Genomic DNA, 23,237 nt, shown 5'->3' with positions numbered 1-23,237 from the left:
GCCTGCGGTCCGTGCACCGGCCGGACCACGGCTCCGGCGCATCAGTAGGCCCCCTGGCCGTAGAACACCGCACGCAGCGTCTTCCACAAGATCACTGTGTCCAGGGCGAGCGACCAGTCCTCCACGTACCGCAGGTCCAGCCGCACCGCCTCGTCCCACGACAGGTCGCTGCGTCCGCTGATCTGCCACAGGCCGGTGAGTCCGGGCTTGACCAGCAGCCGCCGCCGGATGTCCGGGCCGTACGCGGCGGACTCCTCCGGTAACGGGGGCCGCGGGCCGACGAGCGACATCGAACCGGTCAACACGTTGAAAAGCTGCGGAAGTTCGTCGAGCGAGTACCGGCGCAGCACCGCCCCGACCCGGGTCACCCGCGGGTCCCGACGGAGCTTGAACAGCAGGCCGGCGCCCTCGTTGCGATCGGCCAGCGCCGCACGCGCCCGGTCCGCCCCGGCGACCATGGTGCGGAACTTGAGAATGGTGAACTCGCGGCCGTCCTTGCCGACCCTGCGCTGGCGGTAGAAGGCCCCGCCCCGGCTGTCGACCAGTACGAGCAGCCCCACGCACACCATCAGCGGCGCGAACAGCAGCAGCAGGATCGCCGCGCCCGTCCGGTCGACGATGCCCTTGATCGCGCGGCGGCCACCCGTGAAGGTCGGCATGCTGACCCGCAGTAAGGGGATGCCGAGCACCGCGTCGATGTGCAGCCGCGGTCCGGCCACCTCCATCAGCACGGGCGCCACGACCATCTCGGTGTCGCTGCCCTCGAGGTTCCAGGCCAGTCGCTGCAGCCGGTCCGGCGACCAGTGCGGGTCCGGTGTGACGGCGACGACACGGTAGCCGTCGCGGTGGACGTGGCCCGCGACGTCCGAGAGCCGGCCGACGACCGGCACTCCGTCCAGTTGGTCACCGCCGTGTCCCTGACCGTCCGTCCCCAGACCGTCCGTCGTGCACACCGCGTCGACCCGCCAGCCGAGATGCGGGAATCTTCGGGTCCGCGTGATCAGGTCGCGCACGGTGGCCGGACTCCCGGCGGCGAGCACCGGTATCAGGCACCGCCCGTCCTTCCGCTGCCGGTGCAGCCACAGCCGCAGCACGTACCGCGCGGTCATGGTGACGAGCGCGATCGCGGGAATGGCGACGAAGATCCAGAGTTTGATGTTGCGCGAGGTGAGGGCGATGCCGCCGAGCGCCAGTACGACGGTCGCCATGAACAGTGAGCGCCCGAGCCGGCGGAATTCCTCGGCACCCTGGCCGAGCACCCCCGGGGCCCACGACCGGCTCACCGCGAGCGCGCCCAGCACCAGCAGTTCGGTGCCGAAGGCGAGGATTCCCCACTTCTCGTGCCAGTTGGCCGCGTCCCGAGCCCCGAAGAAGTTGCCGATCGCCGCCACCACGACGGCGGTCGCCACCGTATCGGTGGTGATCACGGTACGGCGGTATCGCTGTTCCCAGTCGGCCGCGGGCCGGCCGACCGCCCCGTTCGCCAGGCTCCCGCCCGCAGCCGGAAAAGGGCTGACTATTCCCCCTTGCCGCACAGAACCCCCCAGGTCCCCAGTGATTCGACGTGTTCGCCCAACACTGTTCTGCTCTGCCGGGAGGCCCCCGCCTTCCGTGCCGATGCGGCAATGCAGAGCTACTTGAAGCAGAGCTACTGGAATTCGAGGCGCGCCGGTACCCGCCGAAACCTTGGGTGCTCCCCTCACCCAAGCGCCCTTTCGGGCTCCAGGAATTGATCATCCCCATGTCCGGTAGCGAGGGCACGCGGCCGCAACGCCGGCCTGCCGAAGTCCGGACCTATAGATCATTACTGGTCGCCTCGTGTCGAAGCACGGTCAATGTAGACCATCGGGGCTCGGTGTGAAGAGGGGATGTGTGTAATTTGTGTTCAACCTTTGAGGTCTCCTCCATTATTCGGTCACGCTTCATCGCGCGCCCGATGCCGCCCGGACTCGGGCGGCGGCCTTGATCGAATGTGCGCTGCTTCTCACCCCCGAGCCCCGGCCGCAAGCCACGGAACCGGTGCTGAGCTGCGGGCATCGTGCCGTGTGAGCGTTCGCGCACGTCGTCCGCGACTTTGCAGGCGGTTGCCCGATCGGGCCGGCCCGGCCCGCGAAGAGCGCTCTCCGGCCGGGATCGCCCGCCCGCCGGGGAGGGGCGTGGGGATCAACATCGGCTGGATTGCGGCGGGGTGGGGTCGCGGCCGTCGAGGAAGTGTGTGCGGGGGAGGTCCCCGCGACTCCAAACCGGCGCGCGGTGTCGTGGGCCCGGTCGCCGGTGATCCCGGGCGCCGTTGGCCGGCGCGCTGAACTGGACAGGCTGTCCCCAACCGGGTGAGTCAGGGGGCTTGAGATGGCCAGTGGGTTTCAGAGGGCGAAGGTCCGGGCGATGTTCGAGGCGTTCGACGCCGACGGCAACGGCTTTCTGGAGGAGGCGGACTTCGAGGCACTCGTGGCTCGGTGGCGCCGGCTGCCGCGGGTCGCGGCCGGCCCGGAGCTGACGGAGCGGGTGCGAGGTGTGCTCATGGGGTGGTGGCACCATCTGTCGGCCCTCGCGGCCGAGGAGGGAGAGGGTGCGGGGCAGGTCGACATGGACGTCCTGATGGCGATGGTGGACCGGCTGCCGTCGATGCCCGAGGCCGTCACGGCCACGGCCGACACCATCTTCGACGCCGTGGACGAGAACGGTGACGGACGTATCTCCCGCGCCGAACACCAGCGGCTCATCGACACGTGGCACGGGCGCGGCACGGCGACGGGGAACGTGTTCGACCGTCTCGACCAGGACGGCGACGGCTACCTCAGCCGACCGGAGTTTGCGCTGCTGTGGCTGCAGTTCTGGATCAGCGACGACCCGGCCGAGCCCGGCAATGTGATGTGCGGTCCACTGGCCCCAGCCGCCTGACGCCGAGGGTGTCGGCACGGGAGCACCGTGCCGACGAGCCGGCCGCCGGGCGGCGCGCCCCGGCGGCCGTGGGCAGCGACCGGGCCGCCGCGGCTCCCGCCTACGCCCGTCGCAGCGCGGAGCCGCCCGCGAAGCGTGCCGCTGTGCCCAGTTCCTCCTCGATACGGATCAGTTGGTTGTACTTCGCCGTCCGGTCGGAGCGGGAGAGCGATCCGGTCTTGATCTGACCGCAGCCGGTCGCCACCGCGAGATCCGCGATCGTCGTGTCCTCCGTCTCGCCGGAGCGGTGCGACATCACGGCCGTCCAGCCCGCCTCGTGGGCCGTGGCCACCGCGGCCAGGGCCTCGGTCAGGGTCCCGATCTGATTGACCTTGACCAGTACGGAGTTGCCGACGCCGGTGCGGATGCCCTCGCGCAGCAGCGCCTCGTTGGTGCAGAACACGTCGTCGCCGGTCAGCTGGCACCGGTCGCCGACGCGGGCGGTCAGCTCGCGCCAGCCGTCCAGGTCGTCCTCGGCCATCGGGTCCTCGATGGAGACGACGGGGTAGGCGTCGATGAGCCTGGCCAGGTGGTCGGCGTGCTCGGACGGGGTGCGCCGTATCCCCTCGCCGGCGTAGTCGTACACCCCGTCGCGGAAGAACTCCGACGACGCCGGGTCCATCACCAGGCCGATGTCCGTGCCGGGCCGGTAGCCGGTTCGCTCGACGGCCGCCATCACGAAGTCGAGCGCCTCCTCGGCCGTGCGCAGTGCGGGCGCGAAGCCTCCCTCGTCGCCGACGCCCGTCGAGTGCCCGGCGGCCAGCAGGTCGCGGCGCAGGGTGTGGAAGACCTCACTGCCCATGCGCACGGCCTCGGCGAAGGTGTCCGCTCCCACTGGAGCGATCATGAACTCCTGGAAGTCCAGCGGATTGTCGGCGTGGGCACCGCCGTTGACGATGTTCATCATGGGCAGCGGCAGCAGGTGGGCGTCCGCGCCCCCGAGGTGGCGGTAGAGCGGGCGGCGGTGGGCCGCAGCGGCGGCCTTGGCCGTGGCCAGGGACACGCCGAGGATCGCGTTCGCGCCGAGGCGGGACTTCGTGGCGGTGCCGTCGAGGGCGATCAGCGCAGCGTCGAGCCCTGCCTGGTCCGCCGCATCCCGGCCGCGCACGGCCGCCGCGATGTCCCCGTTGACGTGGGCCACCGCCCGGTCGACGCCCTTGCCGTGCCAGCGTGCCGAGTTCCCGTCGCGCAGCTCCACGGCCTCGCGGGCGCCCGTGGAGGCGCCGGAGGGGACGGCCGCGCGCCCGAGGGACCCGTCCGTGAGGACGACGTCGACCTCGACCGTGGGGTTGCCCCGGCTGTCGATGATCCGGCGCGCGGTGACGGTGTCGATGGCGGCGGAGACACCTTCGGGCGTCCCCGCGGACATGGTTGCGGACATGGGAGGTCCTTCCCGTGGTCGTGTGCCGCGGCCCGGCTGCGACGACGCTGGCGCTGAGCCCGACAGACGAAACACTACAGCAATGCTGCACAGCTCAGCTGTTCAGTTATGCTGTGCAGCATTCCTGCGCAGTGTTGCTGTGCAGATCAGCTGCACAGCGATGCTGGTCAGCGCGGTAAGGTGCCGTATGCCCACCTCGGAAGCCGCCGCCATCGCCGCCGAACTGCGCACCGCGATGGGCAAGCTGACCAGACGCGTCAAGCACGAGGACAGCATTCCGCTGGGCCAGATCGCCGTACTCGGCGCACTCGACCGCGTCGGCGCCATGACCACCAGCGACCTCGCCGCCGACCAGCGCGTGCGCCCGCAGTCGATGGCCCGGGCCGTGGGCCTGCTCATGGACAAGGGCCTCGTCACCCGCCGCGCGCACCCCACCGACGGCCGCAAGACGCTGGTCGAGCTGTCGGAGGCGGGACGCGCCGCACTCGAGGCGGAGCGCAACCGCAGGGCCGGCTGGCTCGCGCAGGCCATCGACGCCGGCCTCGACGACGAGGAGCGGGCACTGCTGGCGCGGAGCACGGCCCTGCTGGAAAGGCTCGCGGACTACTAGGACCCGCGCGCGGCACCAGTGCGGTGGAGGTGTGCCGCGGTCGGCCCGCAAGGGCGGGTGCCCCCGGGCGGTCCGGGGCACCCGCTCCCTTCGGCGCGTCAGACCGCCCCGCGCACCCGCGCCCCGACCTTCTCCCCGGCGCCCAGGGCCTGCAGGATCTCCTCCACGCTCTGCTTGGCGTCGCCGAAGAGCATGCCGCTGTTCTCGCGGAAGAACAGCGGGTTCTGCACCCCCGCGTAACCGGAGGCCATGGAGCGCTTGAAGACGATGACGTGCTCCGCCTCCCAGACCCGTAGCACGGGCATGCCCGCGATCGGGCTCGCGGGATCGTCCATCGCCGAGGGGTTGACCGTGTCGTTCGCGCCGATGACCAGCACGACCGACGTGTCCGCGAAGTCGTCGTTGATCTCGTCCATCTCCAGGACGATGTCGTACGGCACCTTCGCCTCGGCCAGGAGCACGTTCATGTGCCCGGGCAGTCGCCCCGCGACGGGGTGGACGCCGAACCGGACCTCGATGCCGCGCTCGCGCAGCCGCCGCGTCAGCTCCGCGACCGGATGCTGGGCCTGCGCCACGGCCATGCCGTAGCCGGGAGTGATCACCACCGACCGCGCCCCCGCGAGCAGCCCGGCCGCCTCGTGCGCCCGGATCTCGCGGTGCTCACCCTGCTCCTCGTCACCGCTCGGCGGGGCTTCCATGCCGAAGCCGCCCGCGATGACGGAGAGGAAGGAACGGTTCATCGCCTGACACATGATGTAGCTCAGATACGCACCGGAGGACCCGACCAGGGCCCCGGTGACGATGAGCAGGTTGTTGTCGAGCAGGAACCCGGCAGCCGCCGCGGCCCACCCGGAGTAGCTGTTGAGCATGGAGACGACGACGGGCATGTCGCCACCGCCGATCGAGGCCACCAGGTGCCAGCCCAGGGCGAGCGCCAGGACCGTGACGGTCACCATCAGAGGCAGGTTCGGACTGATGGTGAACCAGACCGTGAGCACGGCGAACAGGGCCAGCGCGCCCAGATTGAGGGCGTTCTTGCCGGGCAGCGTCAGGGGCCGGGACTTGATCCGGGCGGACAGCTTCAGGTACGCGACGACGGAGCCGGTGAAGGTGACCGCTCCGATGAAGACGCCGATGAACACCTCGGCGTGGTGGATGCGGATGAGATCGGCGGCGATCAGGGGCCGCGAGCCGTGGGCCTCGACCTCCAGGTAGCTGTTCCACCCGACCAGGACGGCCGCGAGGCCGACGAAACTGTGCAGTACCGCGATCAGCTCCGGTATCTGCGTCATCTCCACGCGCCGCGCCCGCCACAGGCCGATCGCGGCGCCGATCACCGTGGCGAGCAGAATCAGCGCGATCGGACCGGCGGAGACGCTCTGCGCCGAGACGACGATGGTGGCGGTCAGGGCCAGCGCCATCCCCGCGATGCCGTAGACGACGCCGGCGCGTGAGGTGCGGTGCTGGGAGAGGCCGGCCAGGCTGAGCACGAACAGCAGGGCCGCCACCAGGTCGGCCGCACGGGAGGCGGTCATGGACGTCATCAGGACTCGCCTCTCGAGAACATGGACAGCATGCGGCGGGTGACGGCGAAACCTCCGAAGATGTTCACACTCGTCAGCAGGATCGCCACGAAGGACAGCACGGTGACGAGCGCGCTCTCGTGCCCGACCTGCAACAGGGCACCGATCACCACGATCCCCGAAATGGCGTTGGTCACCGACATCAGCGGTGTGTGCAGGGAGTGGTGCACCTTGCCGATGACGTAGTAGCCGATGACCACCGCCAGCGCGAACACCGTCAGGTTCTCGGCGAGTTGGGCGGGTGCGAAGGCGATCAGGAGGAATGTGACCGCCATCCCGAGGCCGATCAGCCCGAAGCGCCCGGCCGGGGTGAGCCGGGACTTCCTCGAGGGCACGGGCGCTGTCGCCGACGCCTCGGGCTCCGTCGGGGCCGGGGCGGCCGAGACGGCGACCGGCGGGGGAGGCCAGGTGACCGCGCCCGCGCGCACCACCGTCACGGCCCGCTGCACCACGTCGTCGAAGTCGACGACGAGCCGTCCGTCCTTGCCGGGGGTGGCCAGGGCGAGCAGGTTGACCAGGTTGGTGCCGAACAACTGGGAGGCCTGGGCCGGGAGCCGGGACGCCAGGTCCGTGTAGCCGATGAGGGTCACGCCGTTGTCGGTCACGACGGTCCGGCCCGCGACGGTGCCCTCCACGTTGCCGCCCTGCGCGGCGGCCATGTCGACGACGACGCTGCCGGGCCGCATCGCCGCCACGTCCGCGGCGGTCAGCAGCCGCGGCGCCGGCCGCCCGGGGATCAGGGCGGTGGTGATGACGATGTCCACGTCCCTGGCCTGCTCGTGGTACAGCTCGGCCGCGGCCCGGTCGTAGTCAACGGAGGTCGCCCTGGCGTAGCCGTCGGTACTCGCCTCCTGGGAGGCGTCCACCGCCAGGTACTCGCCGCCCAGGGAACGCACCTGATCGGCGACTTCCGGGCGCGGGTCGGTGGCCCGTACGACAGCACCGAGGCTGGACGCGGCCCCGATGGCGGCGAGCCCGGCGACCCCGGCCCCGGCGACGAGGACCTTCGCGGGCGGGACCTTGCCCGCGGCCGTGACCTGCCCCGTGAAGAAGCGCCCGAAGGCGTGGGCCGCCTCGATCACCGCACGGTATCCGGCGATGTTCGCCATCGAACTGAGGACGTCCATCGACTGGGCCCGCGAGATGCGCGGCACCGCGTCGAGGGCGAGCACCGTGACGTCCCGGGCGGCCAGCGCCTCCAGGAGTTCCGGGTGCTGAGCCGGCGCGACGAGCGCCACCAGCGCCGCACCCTCGCGCAGTTCGGCGATCTCCTCGTCCGACGGCGGGTTGACCTTCAGCACGACGTCGGCGGCCCAGGCCTCGCCGATACTGGCCCCCGCCTCCGCGTAGGCGTCGTCGGCGAACCCGGAGGCCGAGCCGGCCCCCGACTCGACGACGACCTCGTAACCGAGGCCGAGGAGGGGGCGGACCGTGGCGGGCGTCGCGGCGACACGAGTCTCTCCCGGTATGGACTCGGCGACGACGCCGACGCGTTGCGGCGGATGGTGAGTGGCGTGGTGTCCAGTCATGTCCAGTCTCTCGTCCAGGCGTTGTTGCCGGGTTCCGTACCCAGACGAGGGCGAGCGGGCACCGAAAACGTGATCCCGGTCCGGCGGTTCACCGGCCGACGAGGATCAGCGGCACCAGGCTCGTGATCACCACGCGCCGGGACGTGCGACCGTCCCGGAGTTCACCCGTTCTCCCCACTGCTGTCGTGGGGTCCCGCGCCGGGCCGGTCACCGCGGTGGCGGCTGCCCGGCAGCATCTCCTGGACCTTCGCCTTGAGGCCCTGCCGGATCATGCCCTGCCGGTCGCTGTCGCCGTGCAGGACCGCCGAGGCGGCGGCCTCGATCTGGTCCAGGGAGGCGTGCGGCGGGATGGGCGGTACCGCGGGGTCGGTGCGGAAGTCGATGACGAAGGGCCGGTCGGCGGCGAGCGCGCGGTCCCAGGCCGCCTCCACGTGCTTCGGCTTCTCCACCCGGACCCCGTCCAGGCCCAGGTGCCGGGCGATGTCCGCGTAGGGCAGGTCGGGGATGTGCTGCGACGCCTCGAACTGCGGGGCGCCGGACATGGCGCGCATCTCCCAGGTGACCTGGTTGAGGTCACCGTTGTTCAGCACCGCGACGATCAGCCGCGGGTCGGACCACTCGCCGTAGTACTTGGCGGCGGTGACCATCTCCATCATGCCGTTCATCTGCATGGCCCCGTCGCCGACGAGGGCGATCGCCGGCCGGTCTGGGTGGGCGAACTTCGCACCGATGGCATACGGCACGCCTGGGCCCATGGTGGCCAGGGTGCCGGACAGGGAGCCCCGCATCCGGCCGCGCAGACGCAGGTGCCGCGCGTACCAGTTGGCGGCGGAACCGGAGTCGGCGCTGAGGATCGCGTCCTCGGGCAGCCGGCCGTCCAGGGCGTGGACGACGTACTCGGGATTGACCGGCTCGGCGCTGACGGCGGCCCGCCGCTGCATCACCTCCCACCAGCGCGCGACGCTCTGCTCGATCCCCTCGCGCCACCCACGGTCCTCCTTGCGGTGCAGCCGGGGCAGCAGGCGTTGCAGCGTCTCGCGGGCGTCGCCGACGAGATTGACCTCGAAGGGGTAGCGCAGGCCGATCATGTGCGGGTCGATGTCGATCTGCACCGCCCTGGCCTGGTCCAGCTCCGGCATGAACTGCGTGTACGGGAAGCTGGAGCCGATCATCAGCAGTGTGTCGCACTCCTGCATCAGCTCGTAGGAGGGACGGGTGCCGAGCAGCCCGATGGAACCGGTGACGTAGGGCAGGTCGTCCGGGAGCGCGTCCTTGCCGAGCAGCGCCTTGGCCACCCCCGCGCCGAGCACGTCGGCCACCTGCTCGACCTCGGCGCGTGCCCCGCGGGCACCCTGGCCGATCAGGACCGCGACCTTCTCACCGGCGTTGAGTACGTCGGCGGCCCGCCGCAGGTCCTCGTCGGCCGGGACCGGGGCGTACCGGCCGAGGCCCAGGCTGGAGGGCACCATCTTGAAGTCGTGGGTGGGCGGCTCGTAGTCCAGGTCCTGGACGTCCGCGGGGAGGATGATCGCGGTGACCGTGCGCCTGGCGTACGCCGTGCGGAAGGCCCGGTCGATCAGGTTCGGCATCTGCTCGGGCACCGTCGCCGTCTCGCAGAAGTCGGAGGCGACGTCCTTGTACAGGGCGGCGAGGTCCACCTCCTGCTGATAGGAGCCGCCCATGGCGCTGCGGTTGGTCTGCCCCACCAGGGCGACCACCGGAACGTGGTCCAGTTTGGCGTCGTACAGGCCGTTCAGCAGATGGATCGCGCCCGGCCCCGAGGTGGCCGCGCACACCCCGGCCCGGCCGGAGAACTTGGCGTAGCCCACGGCCTGGAAGGCCGCCATCTCCTCGTGCCGGGCCTGCACGAACCTCGGCCAGTTCTCCGCCCGCCCCCATGCGGCCAGCAGGCCGTTGATGCCGTCGCCCGCGTAGGCGAAGACATGCTCGACGTCCCAGTCGCGCAGCCGCTTCAGGACGTAGTCGGACACCTTCGTACTGGCCATGCGAGTTCGCTCCCTCACTGATCCCGGAGACCGGCTGGGTAACCGGGCCGGTGAGCGGGAAACGTGGTGCGCCCGCTCTCGCCCGTGCGGGCCGTGCGTGCCGTGCCTCAGGTTCCTTCGCCCGAGTCGGGTTCGGCCATCCTGCGGTGGGCCTCGGCCTTGAGCCGGTCGGGAAGCACCTTGTTCGCGAGTCCCTGTGCCTTGGTCCTGGCGGATCCCGCGGTGAGTTTGTCCCTGCCGGCGAAGAGCGCGTCCAGTCCCTGCCGCGCCACCTGTGCCGGGTCGTCCTTGTCCTGCCGGCCGACCGGGGTGTCGTCCATGCCGGCGCGGTGGAAGAAGTCCGTCTCGGTGGGGCCGGGCATCAGCGACGTCAGGGTCACGCCGGTGCCCTCGAACTCGTTGTGCAGGGCCTGGGTGAAGGACTGGAGGAACGACTTCGACGCGTTGTAGACCGCCTGGTAGGAGCCGGGCATCGTCGACGCGACGGAGGACGTGACGAGGACCCGTCCGTCGTCGCGGGCGGCCATGTCGCGCAGGACGAGTTTCGCCAGGTGGACGGTGGACCGGACGTTGAGGTCCACGATCTCGAGATCGTCCGCGAGGTCGGTGTCGACGAAGGCGCCGCCCCGCCCGACACCCGCGTTGAGCACGGCGACGTCCAGCGGGCGGCCGGTCGCGGTGACCGCGGCGTAGAGCGCCTCGGTCCGTTCGGGGAAGCGCAGATCGGCGGGGACGGTGTGGACGACGGTCCCCGCCTCCCGGATGTGCCCGGCCGCCCGCTCGAGTCGGGCCTCGTCCTCGGCGTTGACGATCAGGTCGTGTCCCCGCTCGGAGAGCTGCCTCGCCAGTTCGAGACCGATCCCGCTGGAGGCGCCCGTGACCAGGGCGAAAGGCTTGACGTCGTTCATGGCCGCTTCCCAGGGGTGTGAGGTTCGGGAGGACGGCGGACGGGCGGGGTCCGGCGCCCGGGCCCCGGCCGCGCGGACGGGGCCGACGGCCGGGTTCCCCGTATCGCGACACCGGAACGGGACACCGCCGCCGGGTCCGAGTCACCCGGCGTCGACCGTGAGCGCGCGGGTAGTCGGGGTGGCATGAGCGAAACGGATCCGACGAAGAACGTGCAGGACTGGGCCACCGGCGAGGAACCAGCGACCGGCCCGCAGCTGAGCTACCTCCGGACGCTGGCACGCGAGGCGGGCGAAGAGGTCCCCGAGAACCTGACCAAGGCGGACGCGTCGCGGATGATCGACCGCCTGCAGCAGGCCTCGCCCCGGACGAAGGAGACGGGACCGGGCGGCGCAGGGGCCACCTGACCGGAACCGCGGCCCGGCAGACCGGAAGCAGGGCCGGGCACGTGTGGACTACCGTTGGCGTGAGCCGGACTCAGCGGCCGGTGAGCCCGGATGAATCGGGGAGGCGCTGGTGGCGAGCCCGAAGGACGAGCTGGTCGGCGACGGCGACCGGCTCCAGGCGGTACGGGACACCGGCCTGACCGCTGTCGCGGACGCCGACATGGACCGCTTCGCCCGCCTCGTCTCCCGCATGCTCGGCGTACCGGTGGCGCTGGTGTCGATGCTGGAGGAGGCCCGCCAGGTCTTTCCCGGCATGATCGGCCTCGGCGATCCGTGGGCGCGGACACGGCAGACCCCTCTCTCCCACTCGTTGTGCCACCACGTGGTCGCGAGCCGCGAGCCCTTCACCGTGGCGGACACCCGCGCGGACGAGCGGACCGCCGCGAGCCCGGCCATCGACGACCTCGGAGTGCTCGGCTATGCGGGTGTGCCGCTGACGGACGACGCCGGGCGGGTACTGGGCTCGCTGTGCGCCATCGACACCCGGCCCCGGCAGTGGAGCGCCGAGGATCTGGCGGCGCTGCGGGACCTCGCGGCCGCGTGCAGCGCGGAGCTGCGCCTGCGCATCGCCTCCAGCCAGCGCGAGCTGGCACGCCGGGGGGAGGCCCGGGCCCGTGAGCGTGCCGACGTCATGCAGGAGCGGACCCGTACGGCTCTCAAACGCTCGCAACTACTGCTGCGCGCCGCGGACGCGCTGGCGGACACCACCGGTCTGAGCGAGGTCCGCCGACGCGTCCGTGACCTGGTCAGCGGCGACCTCAAGCCGCACTACGTCGGCCTGGTCCTGGCCGAGCGGGGACGCATGCGCCGACTGATCGACCGGACCGGCGTCGCCCCCATGGAGTACTCCTACGAGACCTACTCGATCGACTCGGCCTGGCCCACCGCCCGGGCGGCGCGCGAGAAGCGCACCGTCATCGTGCACAGCCCCGAGGAGCTTGCCGACCAGTACGGGCCGGACGCGGTCGCCGCCTTCGGACAGCTCGGCCTGCACACGGCGGTGTGCGTGCCGCTGCCCGGCACGGCCAGCTCGCTCGGCGCCCTCGTCCTCGGCTGGGCCCACCCTTACGAGATCGACGTGCTGGAGCAGGCCGTGCTGGCCTCGCTGGCCGGATACACCGCCCGCGCCGTCGAGCGCGCCCTCTTCGTCGACGACCGCGTCCATGTGGCCCACCAGCTCCAGGAGGCCATGCTCACCGACCTCCCCACCGTCGCCGGACTGGACAGCGCCGCCCTGTACCGCCCCGCCGCCCAGGCCGACATGGTCGGCGGCGACTGGTACGACCTGTACGTCCTGCCGTCGGCACCGGACCGTGGGAAAGAACCCGCGACGGTCGCGCTCACGATCGGCGACATCACCGGCCACGACATGCACGCCGCCACACTCATGGGCCAGACCCGCAGCATGCTCCGCCAGGCCGACCTCGACCACCCCGGCAAGGACCCCGCCCACATCGTGCGGGCCCTGGAGCACGCCAACCGCGAACTGCACGTCGGCTCCAGCGGCACGCTCGTCCACACGCACCTGCGCCCGTGCCCGCCGCCCGACGCCGAGACCTGGGAGCTGACCTGGACCAACGCCGGTCACCCCCCGCCGCTGCTGGCCCTCCCGGACGGCACCACCGAACTCCTCCACGACCACGGAGCCCTCATCCACCCCGGCCTCGAACCGTCCGGGCGCACCTCCCACCGGCGCGTCCTCGCCCCCGGCACGCTGCTGCTGCTCTACACCGACGGCCTCGTCGAGCGCAGGGGCGCCGACTTCGACGCGCTCACCGACCGCGCCGCCAGGGTCCTGACCACCCACCGCCGCGACGATCTCCCGGCGCTCCTGTCACACCTGGTCGACTCCGTCGCGGGGCCGACCGCGCCCGACGACATCGCCCTCCTCGCCGTCCGCGTCAAAAGGTGAGCGGCGCACGGCGCGGGTGACCTTCCAGCGGTGCCCGGCGGTCCTGCGGACTCCGGCTCCCTCACCGGGCCCGGGGGGACCCGGTCGGTCGGCCTCCACCGCGGAGCGCGCCTCGATGTCGGGAGCCCTTCACGGCGGCTGGTCGCGTCGCCGTTCACGGCCGCGCGACGTTCTGCCCCGCTGTACGGTCCGCCCGGCCCTGCCGCTCCCGCGCCCGGCCTCCGGCGTGGCCTCCTCCGCAGCGCGCCGCGACGTCTTCCCGCCGACCTCACCGGCGCCGTCGCCCACCTCCCGCACCGCCTTCCCGGTGCTCTCGCCAACGCCCCGCACCGCCTCTCCGGTGCTCTCGCCGACGCCCCCGACCGCGTCCCCGGCACCTTCCGCCAGCTCGCCCGCGACCCGGCCGGCGCCGCTGCCCAGGCTCTCGGCCGCGGAATCGAGGCCGGACGTCAGCTGCTCGAGGATCTGCGGATGGGCGTCGACGGTGGACAGGACCCTGCCGACCATCTCGGCGACGTTGTCCAGCCGGACCTTGAGCAGGGCCTGCGCCTGGACGCCCTTGATGTCGAGCTCCACGCGGCCGAGCGAGACGTCGGCCCCGACGTTCAGCTTGAGGAGGTCGAGCACCTCCGCGCTCAAAGAAACCCTGGCCTGCAGGTTTTCCACGTGCAGGCTGATCTCCTCGACGTGGAGCTCCGGCACGTCGAGGAGCACGTCCGGCTCGCCGGCCTGGCCGGCACCGGTCTCCGCCTCGTCGCCGTCCCACTCCGGCTCGTACGTCTCGTTCTCAGCGTCCTCGCGGTCCGGCATAAGACCCCTCAAATCACAGATACGTCACTTTCCATACTGCATCGTCCACACGCCGGAGTGCAGAGGGGCGGTCACGACGTCCCGGTGCCCGCGTCCACGGTGATGTCCGGCGCGGACGGCAGTCCGTGGAGCGGCAGCCCCGTCAGGTCCGCCGCCGGCTCGGTGTCCCCAAGGGTGTCGCCGAGCCACTCGCACATCAACACGGTCGCGTCGTCCTGCAGTTGCCCGTCGTGGTAGTCGAGGACGGCCTGCATCAGGCGGCGCAGTGTCTCCGGGACCGGCAGGCCGTCGGCGTGGTGGCGGATGAGGAAGTCGGTGAAGCGCTCGACGCCGAACTCGCTGTCGTCGTGGCGCCGGGCGTCGGTGATGCCGTCGGTGTAGAGGACGACGCGGTCGCCCGGCTGGAGCTGCTCCCGGCAGACGGTGCTGGACAGGTTCAGGTCGGTGCCCATGGGGTGGGCCGGCGGGCACTGCGGGTGACTCACCCAGCGGTTGCCGCGGATGACGATGGGCGGGTGATGGCCGCGGTTGACCCAGCTCAGCACCCCCGTGCGGGTGTCGAGGGTGGCGAGGACGCCGGTGACGTACCGGCGGTGGCCGTACTGCTCGACGAGGGCGGCCTCCACCGCGGCGCCCTTGGCGGCCAGGCCGGCGCCCTGGCGGCGGGCGTTGCGGCAGGCTCCCAGCGCCAGCGCTCCGCACAGACCGGCCGCGTTGTCGTGGCCCATGGCGTCGAAGAGCGTCAGATGCACCAGCGGCCCGTCGAGGGCGTACTCGTAGACGTCGCCGCTGATCTGGTACGTCGGTTCCATCACGGCGGAGATGACGATGCGCCCGTCGGCGTAGGTGCGCGGCGGCATGAGGTTCCACGCCATCTCCGCCGCGACGTTGAGCGGCTCGGTCCGCACCAGCCGGGCCAGTGTGTCGCTGGAGGTGCGTTTGGTGGTGACCAGCAGTGCCACGAGGGCCGCGAGACGGTCCGCGTCCTCGCGGGCGCGGGCGTCGTCGTGGGCCGACCGCAGGCGCAGCAGTCCGAGCCGCTCCGTACCGTTCACCAGCGGCACCCACCAGTCGGTGCCGGGCTCCTCCTGGGGCGCGGCCGAGGTGAGCCGTCCTCGCTGGTAGGCCCGCCCGGGGGAGGTGCCCTCGATGCGGATCTCCCGCTCGGCCCCGAGCGGCGGCCCGTCCGGGCCGGCCAGCAGGTGCAGCCCCTGATGCCCGAGATCCGCCACATAGATGAGTACGTCGGTGAAACCCGCCGCACGCGCGTGCGTGCGGACGGTGTCCGGCAACGCGTCGACCGGCATGAGGTGGCTGGCGTCCAGCAGGCCGGCGAGCATCGCCCGGGCGCCGGCGTCACGGTCCACGTCCACGGGCCAGCTCCCTCCCACTCGGCAGGCGCGCCCCCGCGTCACGTACTGGGGCCCATCGCAGCACAGGAGGCTCGGGTGCACCATCGGAGCGGTCACGTTCAGGGATCCTGGGTTCCCCGGGGCCCGAGGCCCCGAGGAACTCGGGGCTGTCTGCTCAACCCCTGGACGGCGAGTAGCCCCGTCGAACGCCCCTCACACCCCCACACCCGCCCCGAGTACCCGCATGGCCGCCGCCTCGCCCCGTTCCCTGCCTGACGTCCGGCCGGCGATTCGAGCGCCGCAAGCCCGTCAGTGAAGCCGCCGCATCGGGGTACCCGCTCGGCATGACGGAGAACGCGCAGGTCAAAGGCTCGTACTGGCTGCAGACGGCGCCCGGTGGCGCGCCGCGTCCCCCTCTCGACGCCGACCGGGAAACCGACGTCGTCGTGATCGGCGCCGGGATCGCAGGGCTCAGCGCGGCCTGGGAGCTGACCCGGGCCGGGCGCCGCGTCGCGGTGCTGGAGGCCGGACGCCTCGCCGCCGGCGTCACCGGCCACACGAGTGCGAAGCTGACCGCCCTGCACACGCTCGTCTACGACAAGCTGCGCCGCACCCGCGGCCCCGAGGGCGCCCGCCTGTACGCCCGCTCGCAGTCCGAGGCCATCGAGCACGCCGCCGGCATCGTCGCCGACCTCGGCATCGACTGCGACTGGGAGACCCGCGACGCGTACACGTACGTCCGTGATCCGGGCCGCGCCGACGAGCTGCGGGCCGAGGCGGCGGCCGCGGCGGACGCCGGACTGCCGGCGTCGTTCGTGACGGAGACGGGGCTGCCGTTCCCCGTCGCGGGCGCGGTCCGCGTGACCGACCAGGCCCAGTTCCACCCCCGCAAGTACCTGCTGGCCCTCGCCGAGGACCTGGAGGCGGGGGGCGGGCAGATCTTCGAGAGCACGCCCGTGCACGGTCTGGACGGCGGCACCCCCTGCCGCGTCTCCACGGGCACGGGCGCGACCGTCACCGCCCGGGACGTCGTGGTCGCCACCCACTACCCGGTCTTCGACCGGGCCCTGCTCTTCGCTCGCCTCTCCCCGCGCCGCGAGCTGGTCGTCGCCGGGAGCATCGAGGCCGACCGCGACGTCGACGGCATGTACATCACGCCGGAGGAGAACACCCGATCGGTCCGCACGGCGCCGCTGGACGACGGACGCAGGCTGCTCATCGTGACCGGCGAGCACTTCACGCCCGGCACGGGCGACACCCGGGAGCGCTTCGAGCGGCTGTCCGCGTGGGCCGGCGAGCACTTTCCCGGCGCCGGCCTCACCCACGCCTGGGCCACCCAGGACATCGACCCCTCCGACACCGTGCCGATGGTCGGCCCACTGCACCCCGGAGCCCAGCACACCTACGTCGCCACCGGCTTCGGCGGCTGGGGGCTGAGCGGCGGCATCATGGCCGGCCGGCTGCTCACCGCGCTGATCACCGGCGAGGAGTGCGCGTGGGCCGGGCTGTACGACCCGCGCCGCATGCGCACGGCGGTGCGCGAGGCACCCGCCCTGCTCAAGGCGCAGGCCGAGGTCGCCGGCCACTTCGTCGGCGACCGGCTGCGGCCCGCACCCCCGGTGGACGCGCTGCCGCCCGGTGAGGGCGCGGTGGTCAAGGTCGACGGCGACCGCCTCGCGGTCTACCGCGACGAGGCCGGCACGCTCCACGCCCTCTCCCCGCGCTGCACCCACCTCGGCTGCCTGGTCGCCTTCAACGCCGCCGAACGCGCCTGGGAGTGCCCCTGCCACGGTTCCCGCTTCGACACCGACGGCAAGGTGATCGAGGGCCCGGCGACCAAGCCGTTGGAGCGGCGCGACATCTGACGGACGGCAGGCTGGTCTGTCTCTTCCAGAGCGCGGCGAAGTCCGAGGCGCCCTACGCGACGCTCCGCTTCAGCGACGACGCGAACCCGACGAGGGCAACATGTGGGCGTCCGCGTTCGCCCGACACGCCGCCAGACCGTCATGGACCTGCTGAAGCTGTTCGACCGGGAACCGCGCCCCGCCTCCGCGGGCGGCCTCGCGGGCAAGGGCTGGGCGACGCGCCGGCGGGCAACCGGTGGGTCCTCGCGGTGCAACACCGCCGGTAGGGCGGCCGCACACGGCCGGCCGGGGGCGTGTCACGGCGCGAGCGTGGAAGAAGGGCCCCATGAGTTCACTCACGACGCAGCAGAACCCGGCCGACTTCTACGACTTCGAGGGCGCCCTGTCGGAGGAGGAACGCAAGGTCCTGGCGAGGACACGGGCGTTCATGCGGGAGGAGGTCCAGCCCCTGGTCGCCGAGCACTGGGCCGAGGGGACGTTCCCCAGAGAGCTGATCGACCGCTTCCGCGAGAGTGGACTGGTCGGCCTGCCCTACGAGGGATACGGCGAACCCGGCCCCGCGGCCTCCCACTTGCTGACCGGCATGATGGCCATGGAGATGAGCCGCGTCGACGCCTCCGTTGCCACCTTCTTCGGCGTCCACAACGGACTGGCCATGTACGCCGTCCAGTCCGGCGGCGACCAGGAACAGCGCGACCGGTGGCTGCCCGGCATGGCGACCATGGAGACGGTCGGGGCGTTCGCGCTGACCGAACCGCTCGACGGCTCCGACATCGCGGCCGGCATGCACACCACCGCCCGGCGCGACGGCGACACCTGGGTGCTCGACGGCGAGAAGCGCTGGATCGGCAACGCCACCTTCGCCGACCACGTCGTCGTGTGGGCCCGTGACGTGGCGGACGACCAGGTCAAGGGCTTCGTGGTCGGGCAGGGGACACCGGGATTCGAGGCCACGCGGATCGAGCACAAGACGTCGCTGCGCATCGTGGAGAACGCGGACGTCACCCTCACCGGCGTACGGGTGCCCGAGGCCGACCGCCTCCAGAACGTGTCGTCCTTCCGCGACGTCGCGGAGATTCTGCGCGCCACGCGCAGCGGCGTCGCCTGGCAGGCCCTCGGCGTCATGATCGGCGCCTACGAACTCGCGCTGCGCTACGCCACCGAGCGGGAGCAGTTCGGCAGGCCCCTGGCGGGCTTCCAGCTCGTCCAGGACCTCCTGGTGAAGAGCCTGGCCAACATCACCTCCAGCTGGGGGCTGCTGCTCCAGCTCGCCCGCCTGCAGGACGCGGGCACCTTCCGCGACGAGCACTCCTCCCTGGCCAAGGCCCACGTGACCGCTCGCATGCGGGAGGTGGTGGCCTGGGCGCGGGAGATATTCGGAGGCAACGGCATCGTCCTGGACTACGACGTGGCCCGGTTCTTCGCGGACGCCGAGGCCATCTACTCCTTCGAGGGCACCCGGGAGATGAACACCCTGATCGTCGGCAAGGCGATCACCGGGGAGAGCGCCTTCGTCTGATCCGCGGCGGCACAGGAGCACAGTGGGCGCGGCGTCGGCCGGGACGCCGCCCTTCCCCGTGCGACGGCCTGCGACGCATCGGCGGGAGCGATACGCCCTTTCGTGCGCACGGGATCGCCTTCGCCGCCGCGGGTCGTTCTCGGTGTTGGCCGCACGCACCCCAGCCGTCGCGCGTTGATGTGGTCGGCCACCGTCACCACACGAGCCGGGTCGCCGACGATCGCGACGAGGTCGGGCAGGGAGCCGGAGGCGGCGGGGTCGAGCACGAGGTCGACGCCGACCGAGCCAGCGAGGCCAGGCGCTCGGCGAGGCCGGACCCGTAGGTGGTGGGGGCGGCTCCGAGAGAGGCGAGGAAGGCGTGATTGCGCTCGCCGGCCGTCCCGATCACCGTGGCACCCCGGGCCACCGCGAACTCGACCGCGGCACTGCCCACCCCGCCGGCGGCGCCCTCCACGAGCAGGATGCGCCCCCCGCAGGGGCCCCAGCGCGTTCAGCCCGCCCAGCGCGGTCACGGACGCCAGTCCGGCGCCGGCGGCCTCCTCGTCGGTCCAGGCGTCCGGCGCGGGGGCCCGGGCCGACAGCACGGCCAGCTCCGCCGTCGCCCCGGTGACGCCGCCCAGTCCGAAGACCCGGTCACCGACGGCCACACCCCGCACACCTTCACCGGTCTCGTCGACCACACCGGCGGCGTCGCGCCCGGGAATCGCCGGCAGGTCGACGGGCAGCACCTCCCGCACCGTGCCGGCCCGCACCTTCCAGTCGACGGGATTGACACCGGCCGCCGCGACACGGATCCGGACCTCGCCCGGCCCGGGGTGGGGTTCCGGCACCTCCTCGACCACCAGGGTCTCCACACCGCCGTACGCGTGACAGCGGACTGCGCGCATGACGTACTGCCTCTCCTGGCGGCCCGGACCGGCCGTGACTCCGACGGTGCACATGATCGGCGAGCGCCGACGCCCCCACGCCAGGACCTGACACCAGTGTCAGGGGCAAGTCGCCCTGGCGAGCACCGCATTCCTGGAGGCCGTCCGGGAAGGTGACGGACGCTGGACCACACTCGCACCGACGCCCACCCAGGGAGTGCCTCATGCTGGAGATCAAACGGGAACGCGCCTTCGGGCGCACCTACCGGATCCTGTCGGACGGCGCGCCCGTCGCGCGATGGTCCGCGCACACGTGGAAGTCCGGCGGACGGGTCGAGGTGGCCGGGGAGACCTTCGAGCTGCGCTCCGGCAAGTGGGGCCGGTCCTTCGAAATGCTGGCGGGTGAGACGGTCCGCGCCGAGGCACACCGGTCCGGCCGCCGGTGGCTCGTCACGGGGGAAGGCGGCGAGTACGAGCTGACCCGCCAGTCGGCCCTGCGCGGAAACCGCCAACTGGTCCAGGGCACACGCGTGCTGGGCGAATTCCGGCGCAGCCGCTTCGGCACCGGCCTGACCGCCGAACTCACCGACGTGCCGCTCTCCCTCCAGGTCTTCGCCGGCCTGGTGGCCGTCTCGCTCCAGCACCGCCAGAACGCGGCCGTGGCGGCGTCGGCCTCCAATGGCTGACCGGAGACACGCCGCGCAAGCCGGTTGACCTCATCCACCGGGCACAGGAGGCTCGTTGGCGGACGCGCGGGGCCGCGGCGCCTCGCGGGACGGACGGCGACCTCCCAGAGAACGGGGTGAAGGACTGTGGCGACACGTCGCGCGGTGATCATGGCAGCGGGCGCCGGGGCACTGGCGTCCGGTGTGTCGACGTCGGCCGCCGGCGCGCCCGGGCCGGCCGGGAGCGACGTGCTGGTGGTCGTGGAGAAGAGCGGCCACGCGGTCGGCTTCTACGAGACGACGTCGGGCCGGCTGCTGCGGAGGGTGGCACTGCCCGACTACCCGCACGAGATGGTCGTCGACTCCCGCCGGCGGTTCGCGTACGTCGGGCACTACGGGGTGCGCATGTCCGCCACGGCCGGCGAGGGCGGCGCCGCGGTCTTCGTCATCGACCTCGCCGAGCGGACCCTCGCCCGGACGATCGACACCCGGCCGTTCAACCGCGTCCACGGCATGGGCATCGACGACCGCGACCGGCTCTACGCGCTCAGCGAGGAGAAGGCGATGCTGCTCGGCTTCGACACGCCGACGACCGACCGGGCACCGACGCGGGCCGTACCCGCGCACGGCGTGAAGACCCACCTGTTCACCCTCACCGGTGACGGCGAACGTGCCTATGTCACCGGCCTCCTGTCCCACACGGTGAGCCTCGTGCGCCCCCACGACGCCTCCGCCCCGCCGCTCGTGGTGACCCCCGGCCAACTGCCCGAGAGCAGCTGCCTCAGCCGCGACGAGAAGACCCTGTTCGTCGGCGCACGCAAGAGTGCCGCCCTGGTCGCCGTCGACGCGCGGACCATGAAGGTCCGGCGGAGCCGGAAGGTGGGCGGAGACCCGCTGCGCGTCTACACCGTCGACGACGACCGGCTGCTTGCGACGGACATCGCCGCCAACACCATCACCCTGTACAGCACGGCCCTGCGCCCGATCCGCTCGCTGAAACTCGACGGCATCCCGGCAGCCGTCTCCTTCCACCCCCACAGGCCCCTGGCGTACGTGTCCCAACTGGGCACCAACAGCGTGGCCGTCGTCGACCTGGAACGCTTCACCGTCGTCGGCGGCTTCGACACCGGCCCGGAACCGGACTCCTCCGCCCTGTTGCCGGCGGTCCGGTAGGGACGGTCCGCGGCCGGCCCACACCGGTCCGGCCCCCGGTGGAGATCAGGCCGACGCGGCACCGCCGAGGATCAGTTCGACCTCGCCGCCCGCGAGGGCCGTGCCGCGCACGATCCAGCTTCGTACACCGATCGAGGTCCCCGCTCCCGTGGTGTAGGCCGCGACGGTGAGCACGGGGTCTGCCGGCCCGTCCGTCGACAACCGCGCGTCCGCGATCACACCGTCGGAGAAGCGCACGTCCACGTCGATCGGCGTGGGCCGCGCCGCGAAGCCCCGCGGATCGGGCAGGCCCTGGACACGGCACCGGGCACCCGGGAACAGGTGCGTGTGGCCACACACGGCCACGTACGTGTCCGCGTCGGCCGGCCCGGGGGAGGACGGGGACATGCGGGACCTCCGCGAGAGTGAGACGGCTGATGCGCTGCACGGCGACTGTAGGCCACCACCGTGCGCCGCACGTGGAGGTGCGGGCCCCGCGCCTCGCTCGCCTACGCGGCGCCGGACCTCAGCGCGCCGCCCGTTCCGCCGGCTCGTGCGGCCGGGTCTCCGTGAAGGAGTAAGGCGGCCAGGGACCGAGGAAGCGGATGCGCAGCGCGGGCTCGCCGGCCCGGGCCTCGCTCAGTACGGCGCCCACGGCGTCGATGTCCTCCCGGCGTACCAGCAGAGCGGCGGAGAGGACGGCCGTCTCGCCCGCTGTGCGCTGGGCCGGTCCGCGGTCGCGCAGGTCCTCGGCCACCGAAAGAAGCTGACGGCGCAGTCCGGCGTGCAGCGTGTCCGCGAGCTGCCCGGCGGTGTTCTTCTCCCGCTGCTCGCGCTGCTTGGCCAGGAGCCTGCGCATGCCCGGGGACCGTCCGTCGCCCTCGCTCTCCCGCGTGTCCGCGGTCGCCTGCGCGCCCGTCTCACCGCCCGCGCCGCGCTCCAGGGCGACCTCCACCCGCAGCTCGCAGCGTCCGGCGAGTGCGTCCAGCTGACCGGTGACCTCGTCCCGCTGGTCCCTGACCCAGTCGCCGAGCCGCTGTTCGGCGCTCCGTCCTGACGCCGTGTCGGCGGCCACCAGGACGTTGAAGGTCATCGGCAGCAGGGTGCCGGTGCGCTCCCAGACCGTGGTGACGGCCTCGCTCTGCTCGGCCACCCAGCGGCGCACCTGGTCGTCGTCGCCCTGGAAGGGTTCCGGCGCCGCGTCGTGCACCAGAGCGGCCAACGCGGTCCCCACGACCGGCACCAGCCGCAGCCGGCGTCCGTCGAGCCCGGTGACGCCGTCGGCGGCGCCCGGCCGGTCGGGGAGCAGGGCGTAGACGTACAGCGCGCTGTCCTCGGTCATCGCCCGGCCTCCTCCGCCCAGCGCTGGGGGTTGATGAGCTTGTCCACGACGTCGTCGACCACCTCGTCCAGACCGCGGTGCAGATCGGCGACCGACGCGACGATGCCGTGGTCCTCCTTGATCTGCTCCATCGCCTCGTCCAGCTCCAGCAGGGCGTCGGCGAGGCGTTCGGACTCCTCCGGGTTCAGGTCACCGCCCTCGATACGGCGCATGGCCTGGCGGTCCAGCGCCTCCTGGATGACCTCGACCAACGTCACCACGAGGGACAGCACTCCCTGTTTGAGGCTGTTCTCGTCGACGGTCAACGGCATGTCGTCCCCTTCTTCCTCCGCGTCACTGTCACGTTCCCGCCG

Annotated in this window: 19 protein-coding genes and 1 pseudogene; 8 read left to right on the top strand and 12 right to left on the bottom strand. The window is 72.2% G+C overall.

Annotated features, from left to right (window positions below; all coding sequences use genetic code 11):
* Positions 1–41 precede the first annotated feature (41 nt).
* Positions 42–1,535: a sugar transferase gene (locus ACFW01_RS19335; RefSeq protein ID WP_234957711.1), complete on the bottom strand. Its 1,494-nt coding sequence runs from the start codon at positions 1,533–1,535 to the stop codon at positions 42–44.
* Between the two features lie 814 nt (positions 1,536–2,349).
* Here ACFW01_RS19335 and ACFW01_RS19330 point away from each other — a divergent pair.
* Entirely contained in the window at positions 2,350–2,901 is a 552-nt protein-coding gene (locus ACFW01_RS19330) for an EF-hand domain-containing protein (protein ID WP_384504893.1), read from the top strand.
* 100 nt (positions 2,902–3,001) lie between these two features.
* Here ACFW01_RS19330 and eno read toward each other — a convergent pair whose 3' ends face one another.
* Positions 3,002–4,321 (bottom strand): phosphopyruvate hydratase, encoded by a 1,320-nt coding sequence (gene eno, locus ACFW01_RS19325; protein WP_384504890.1) that lies wholly within the window; start codon positions 4,319–4,321, stop codon positions 3,002–3,004.
* A gap of 187 nt (positions 4,322–4,508) precedes the next feature.
* Here eno and ACFW01_RS19320 point away from each other — a divergent pair, with 187 nt between their 5' ends.
* A complete protein-coding gene (locus tag ACFW01_RS19320; protein ID WP_234957708.1) occupies positions 4,509–4,931 on the top strand; it encodes a MarR family transcriptional regulator in 423 nt (140 codons plus the stop codon).
* 98 nt (positions 4,932–5,029) lie between these two features.
* On the opposite strand, the gene pntB is transcribed toward ACFW01_RS19320, so the two are convergent.
* The 4 genes from pntB to ACFW01_RS19300 all read right to left on the bottom strand — a co-directional run bounded on the left by pntB (position 5,030) and on the right by ACFW01_RS19300 (position 10,957).
* Positions 5,030–6,475: a Re/Si-specific NAD(P)(+) transhydrogenase subunit beta gene (pntB, locus tag ACFW01_RS19315; RefSeq protein WP_384504887.1), complete on the bottom strand. Its 1,446-nt coding sequence runs from the start codon at positions 6,473–6,475 to the stop codon at positions 5,030–5,032.
* Positions 6,475–8,043: a Re/Si-specific NAD(P)(+) transhydrogenase subunit alpha gene (locus ACFW01_RS19310; RefSeq protein ID WP_384504884.1), complete on the bottom strand. Its 1,569-nt coding sequence runs from the start codon at positions 8,041–8,043 to the stop codon at positions 6,475–6,477. Before ACFW01_RS19310 ends, pntB begins: the two co-directional genes overlap by 1 nt.
* A gap of 161 nt (positions 8,044–8,204) precedes the next feature.
* Positions 8,205–10,049 carry a thiamine pyrophosphate-requiring protein gene (locus ACFW01_RS19305; protein ID WP_384504881.1) on the bottom strand — a complete coding sequence of 615 codons (1,845 nt, stop codon included), beginning with the start codon at positions 10,047–10,049 and terminating at the stop codon, positions 8,205–8,207.
* A 107-nt stretch (positions 10,050–10,156) separates the two neighbouring features.
* The gene (locus tag ACFW01_RS19300) at positions 10,157–10,957 is read right to left on the bottom strand and encodes an SDR family NAD(P)-dependent oxidoreductase (protein WP_384504878.1); all 801 of its coding nucleotides are present in this window, start codon (positions 10,955–10,957) and stop codon (positions 10,157–10,159) included.
* A 183-nt stretch (positions 10,958–11,140) separates the two neighbouring features.
* Here ACFW01_RS19300 and ACFW01_RS19295 point away from each other — a divergent pair, with 183 nt between their 5' ends.
* On the top strand, positions 11,141–11,362 hold the full coding sequence (locus ACFW01_RS19295; protein WP_234957703.1) for a DUF3072 domain-containing protein: 222 nt from the start codon (positions 11,141–11,143) through the stop codon (positions 11,360–11,362).
* Positions 11,363–11,471: 109 nt separating this feature from the next.
* Complete coding sequence (locus ACFW01_RS19290; protein WP_384504874.1) at positions 11,472–13,313, top strand: SpoIIE family protein phosphatase; 1,842 nt, start codon at positions 11,472–11,474, stop codon at positions 13,311–13,313.
* A 129-nt stretch (positions 13,314–13,442) separates the two neighbouring features.
* Here ACFW01_RS19290 and ACFW01_RS19285 read toward each other — a convergent pair whose 3' ends face one another.
* Together ACFW01_RS19285 and ACFW01_RS19280 are read right to left on the bottom strand one after the other, a co-directional pair.
* On the bottom strand, positions 13,443–14,123 hold the full coding sequence (locus tag ACFW01_RS19285; RefSeq protein ID WP_384504871.1) for a hypothetical protein: 681 nt from the start codon (positions 14,121–14,123) through the stop codon (positions 13,443–13,445).
* Positions 14,124–14,194: 71 nt separating this feature from the next.
* Positions 14,195–15,463, bottom strand: a complete 1,269-nt coding sequence (locus tag ACFW01_RS19280; protein WP_384504997.1) for a PP2C family protein-serine/threonine phosphatase — start codon at positions 15,461–15,463, stop codon at positions 14,195–14,197.
* Positions 15,464–15,819: 356 nt separating this feature from the next.
* On the opposite strand from ACFW01_RS19280, the gene ACFW01_RS19275 reads away from it, so the two are divergent.
* Positions 15,820–17,340, top strand: coding sequence for an FAD-dependent oxidoreductase (locus tag ACFW01_RS19275; RefSeq protein WP_384504868.1), 1,521 nt, complete (start codon positions 15,820–15,822; stop codon positions 17,338–17,340).
* Positions 17,341–17,665: 325 nt separating this feature from the next.
* Positions 17,666–18,859, top strand: a complete 1,194-nt coding sequence (locus ACFW01_RS19270) for an acyl-CoA dehydrogenase family protein (RefSeq protein WP_234957698.1) — start codon at positions 17,666–17,668, stop codon at positions 18,857–18,859.
* A 129-nt stretch (positions 18,860–18,988) separates the two neighbouring features.
* Here ACFW01_RS19270 and ACFW01_RS19265 read toward each other — a convergent pair.
* A pseudogene (locus tag ACFW01_RS19265) lies at positions 18,989–19,746 on the bottom strand (NADP-dependent oxidoreductase); the annotation flags it as partial.
* 203 nt (positions 19,747–19,949) lie between these two features.
* Here ACFW01_RS19265 and ACFW01_RS19260 point away from each other — a divergent pair.
* Both ACFW01_RS19260 and ACFW01_RS19255 read left to right on the top strand, forming a co-directional pair.
* Positions 19,950–20,411: a hypothetical protein gene (locus ACFW01_RS19260; RefSeq protein ID WP_234957697.1), complete on the top strand. Its 462-nt coding sequence runs from the start codon at positions 19,950–19,952 to the stop codon at positions 20,409–20,411.
* A gap of 126 nt (positions 20,412–20,537) precedes the next feature.
* On the top strand, positions 20,538–21,563 hold the full coding sequence (locus ACFW01_RS19255) for a YncE family protein (RefSeq protein ID WP_234957696.1): 1,026 nt from the start codon (positions 20,538–20,540) through the stop codon (positions 21,561–21,563).
* A gap of 45 nt (positions 21,564–21,608) precedes the next feature.
* Here the strand turns inward: ACFW01_RS19255 and ACFW01_RS19250 are convergent, their stop codons facing one another.
* From ACFW01_RS19250 to ACFW01_RS19240, 3 genes are all read right to left on the bottom strand, one after another.
* Positions 21,609–21,950 carry a hypothetical protein gene (locus ACFW01_RS19250; RefSeq protein ID WP_234957695.1) on the bottom strand — a complete coding sequence of 114 codons (342 nt, stop codon included), beginning with the start codon at positions 21,948–21,950 and terminating at the stop codon, positions 21,609–21,611.
* Positions 21,951–22,068: 118 nt separating this feature from the next.
* A complete protein-coding gene (locus ACFW01_RS19245; RefSeq protein WP_234957694.1) occupies positions 22,069–22,884 on the bottom strand; it encodes a GvpL/GvpF family gas vesicle protein in 816 nt (271 codons plus the stop codon).
* On the bottom strand, positions 22,881–23,195 hold the full coding sequence (locus ACFW01_RS19240) for a gas vesicle protein K (protein WP_114530496.1): 315 nt from the start codon (positions 23,193–23,195) through the stop codon (positions 22,881–22,883). Before ACFW01_RS19240 ends, ACFW01_RS19245 begins: the two co-directional genes overlap by 4 nt.
* Positions 23,196–23,237: the final 42 nt, after the last annotated feature.

Origin of the sequence: Streptomyces sp. NPDC058985 (genome assembly GCF_042740985.1) — a bacterium.
Lineage (GTDB): Bacteria > Actinomycetota > Actinomycetes > Streptomycetales > Streptomycetaceae > Streptomyces.
The sequence above is the reverse complement of the archived record's forward strand: the minus strand, read 5'-3'. Positions and strand labels throughout refer to the sequence as shown.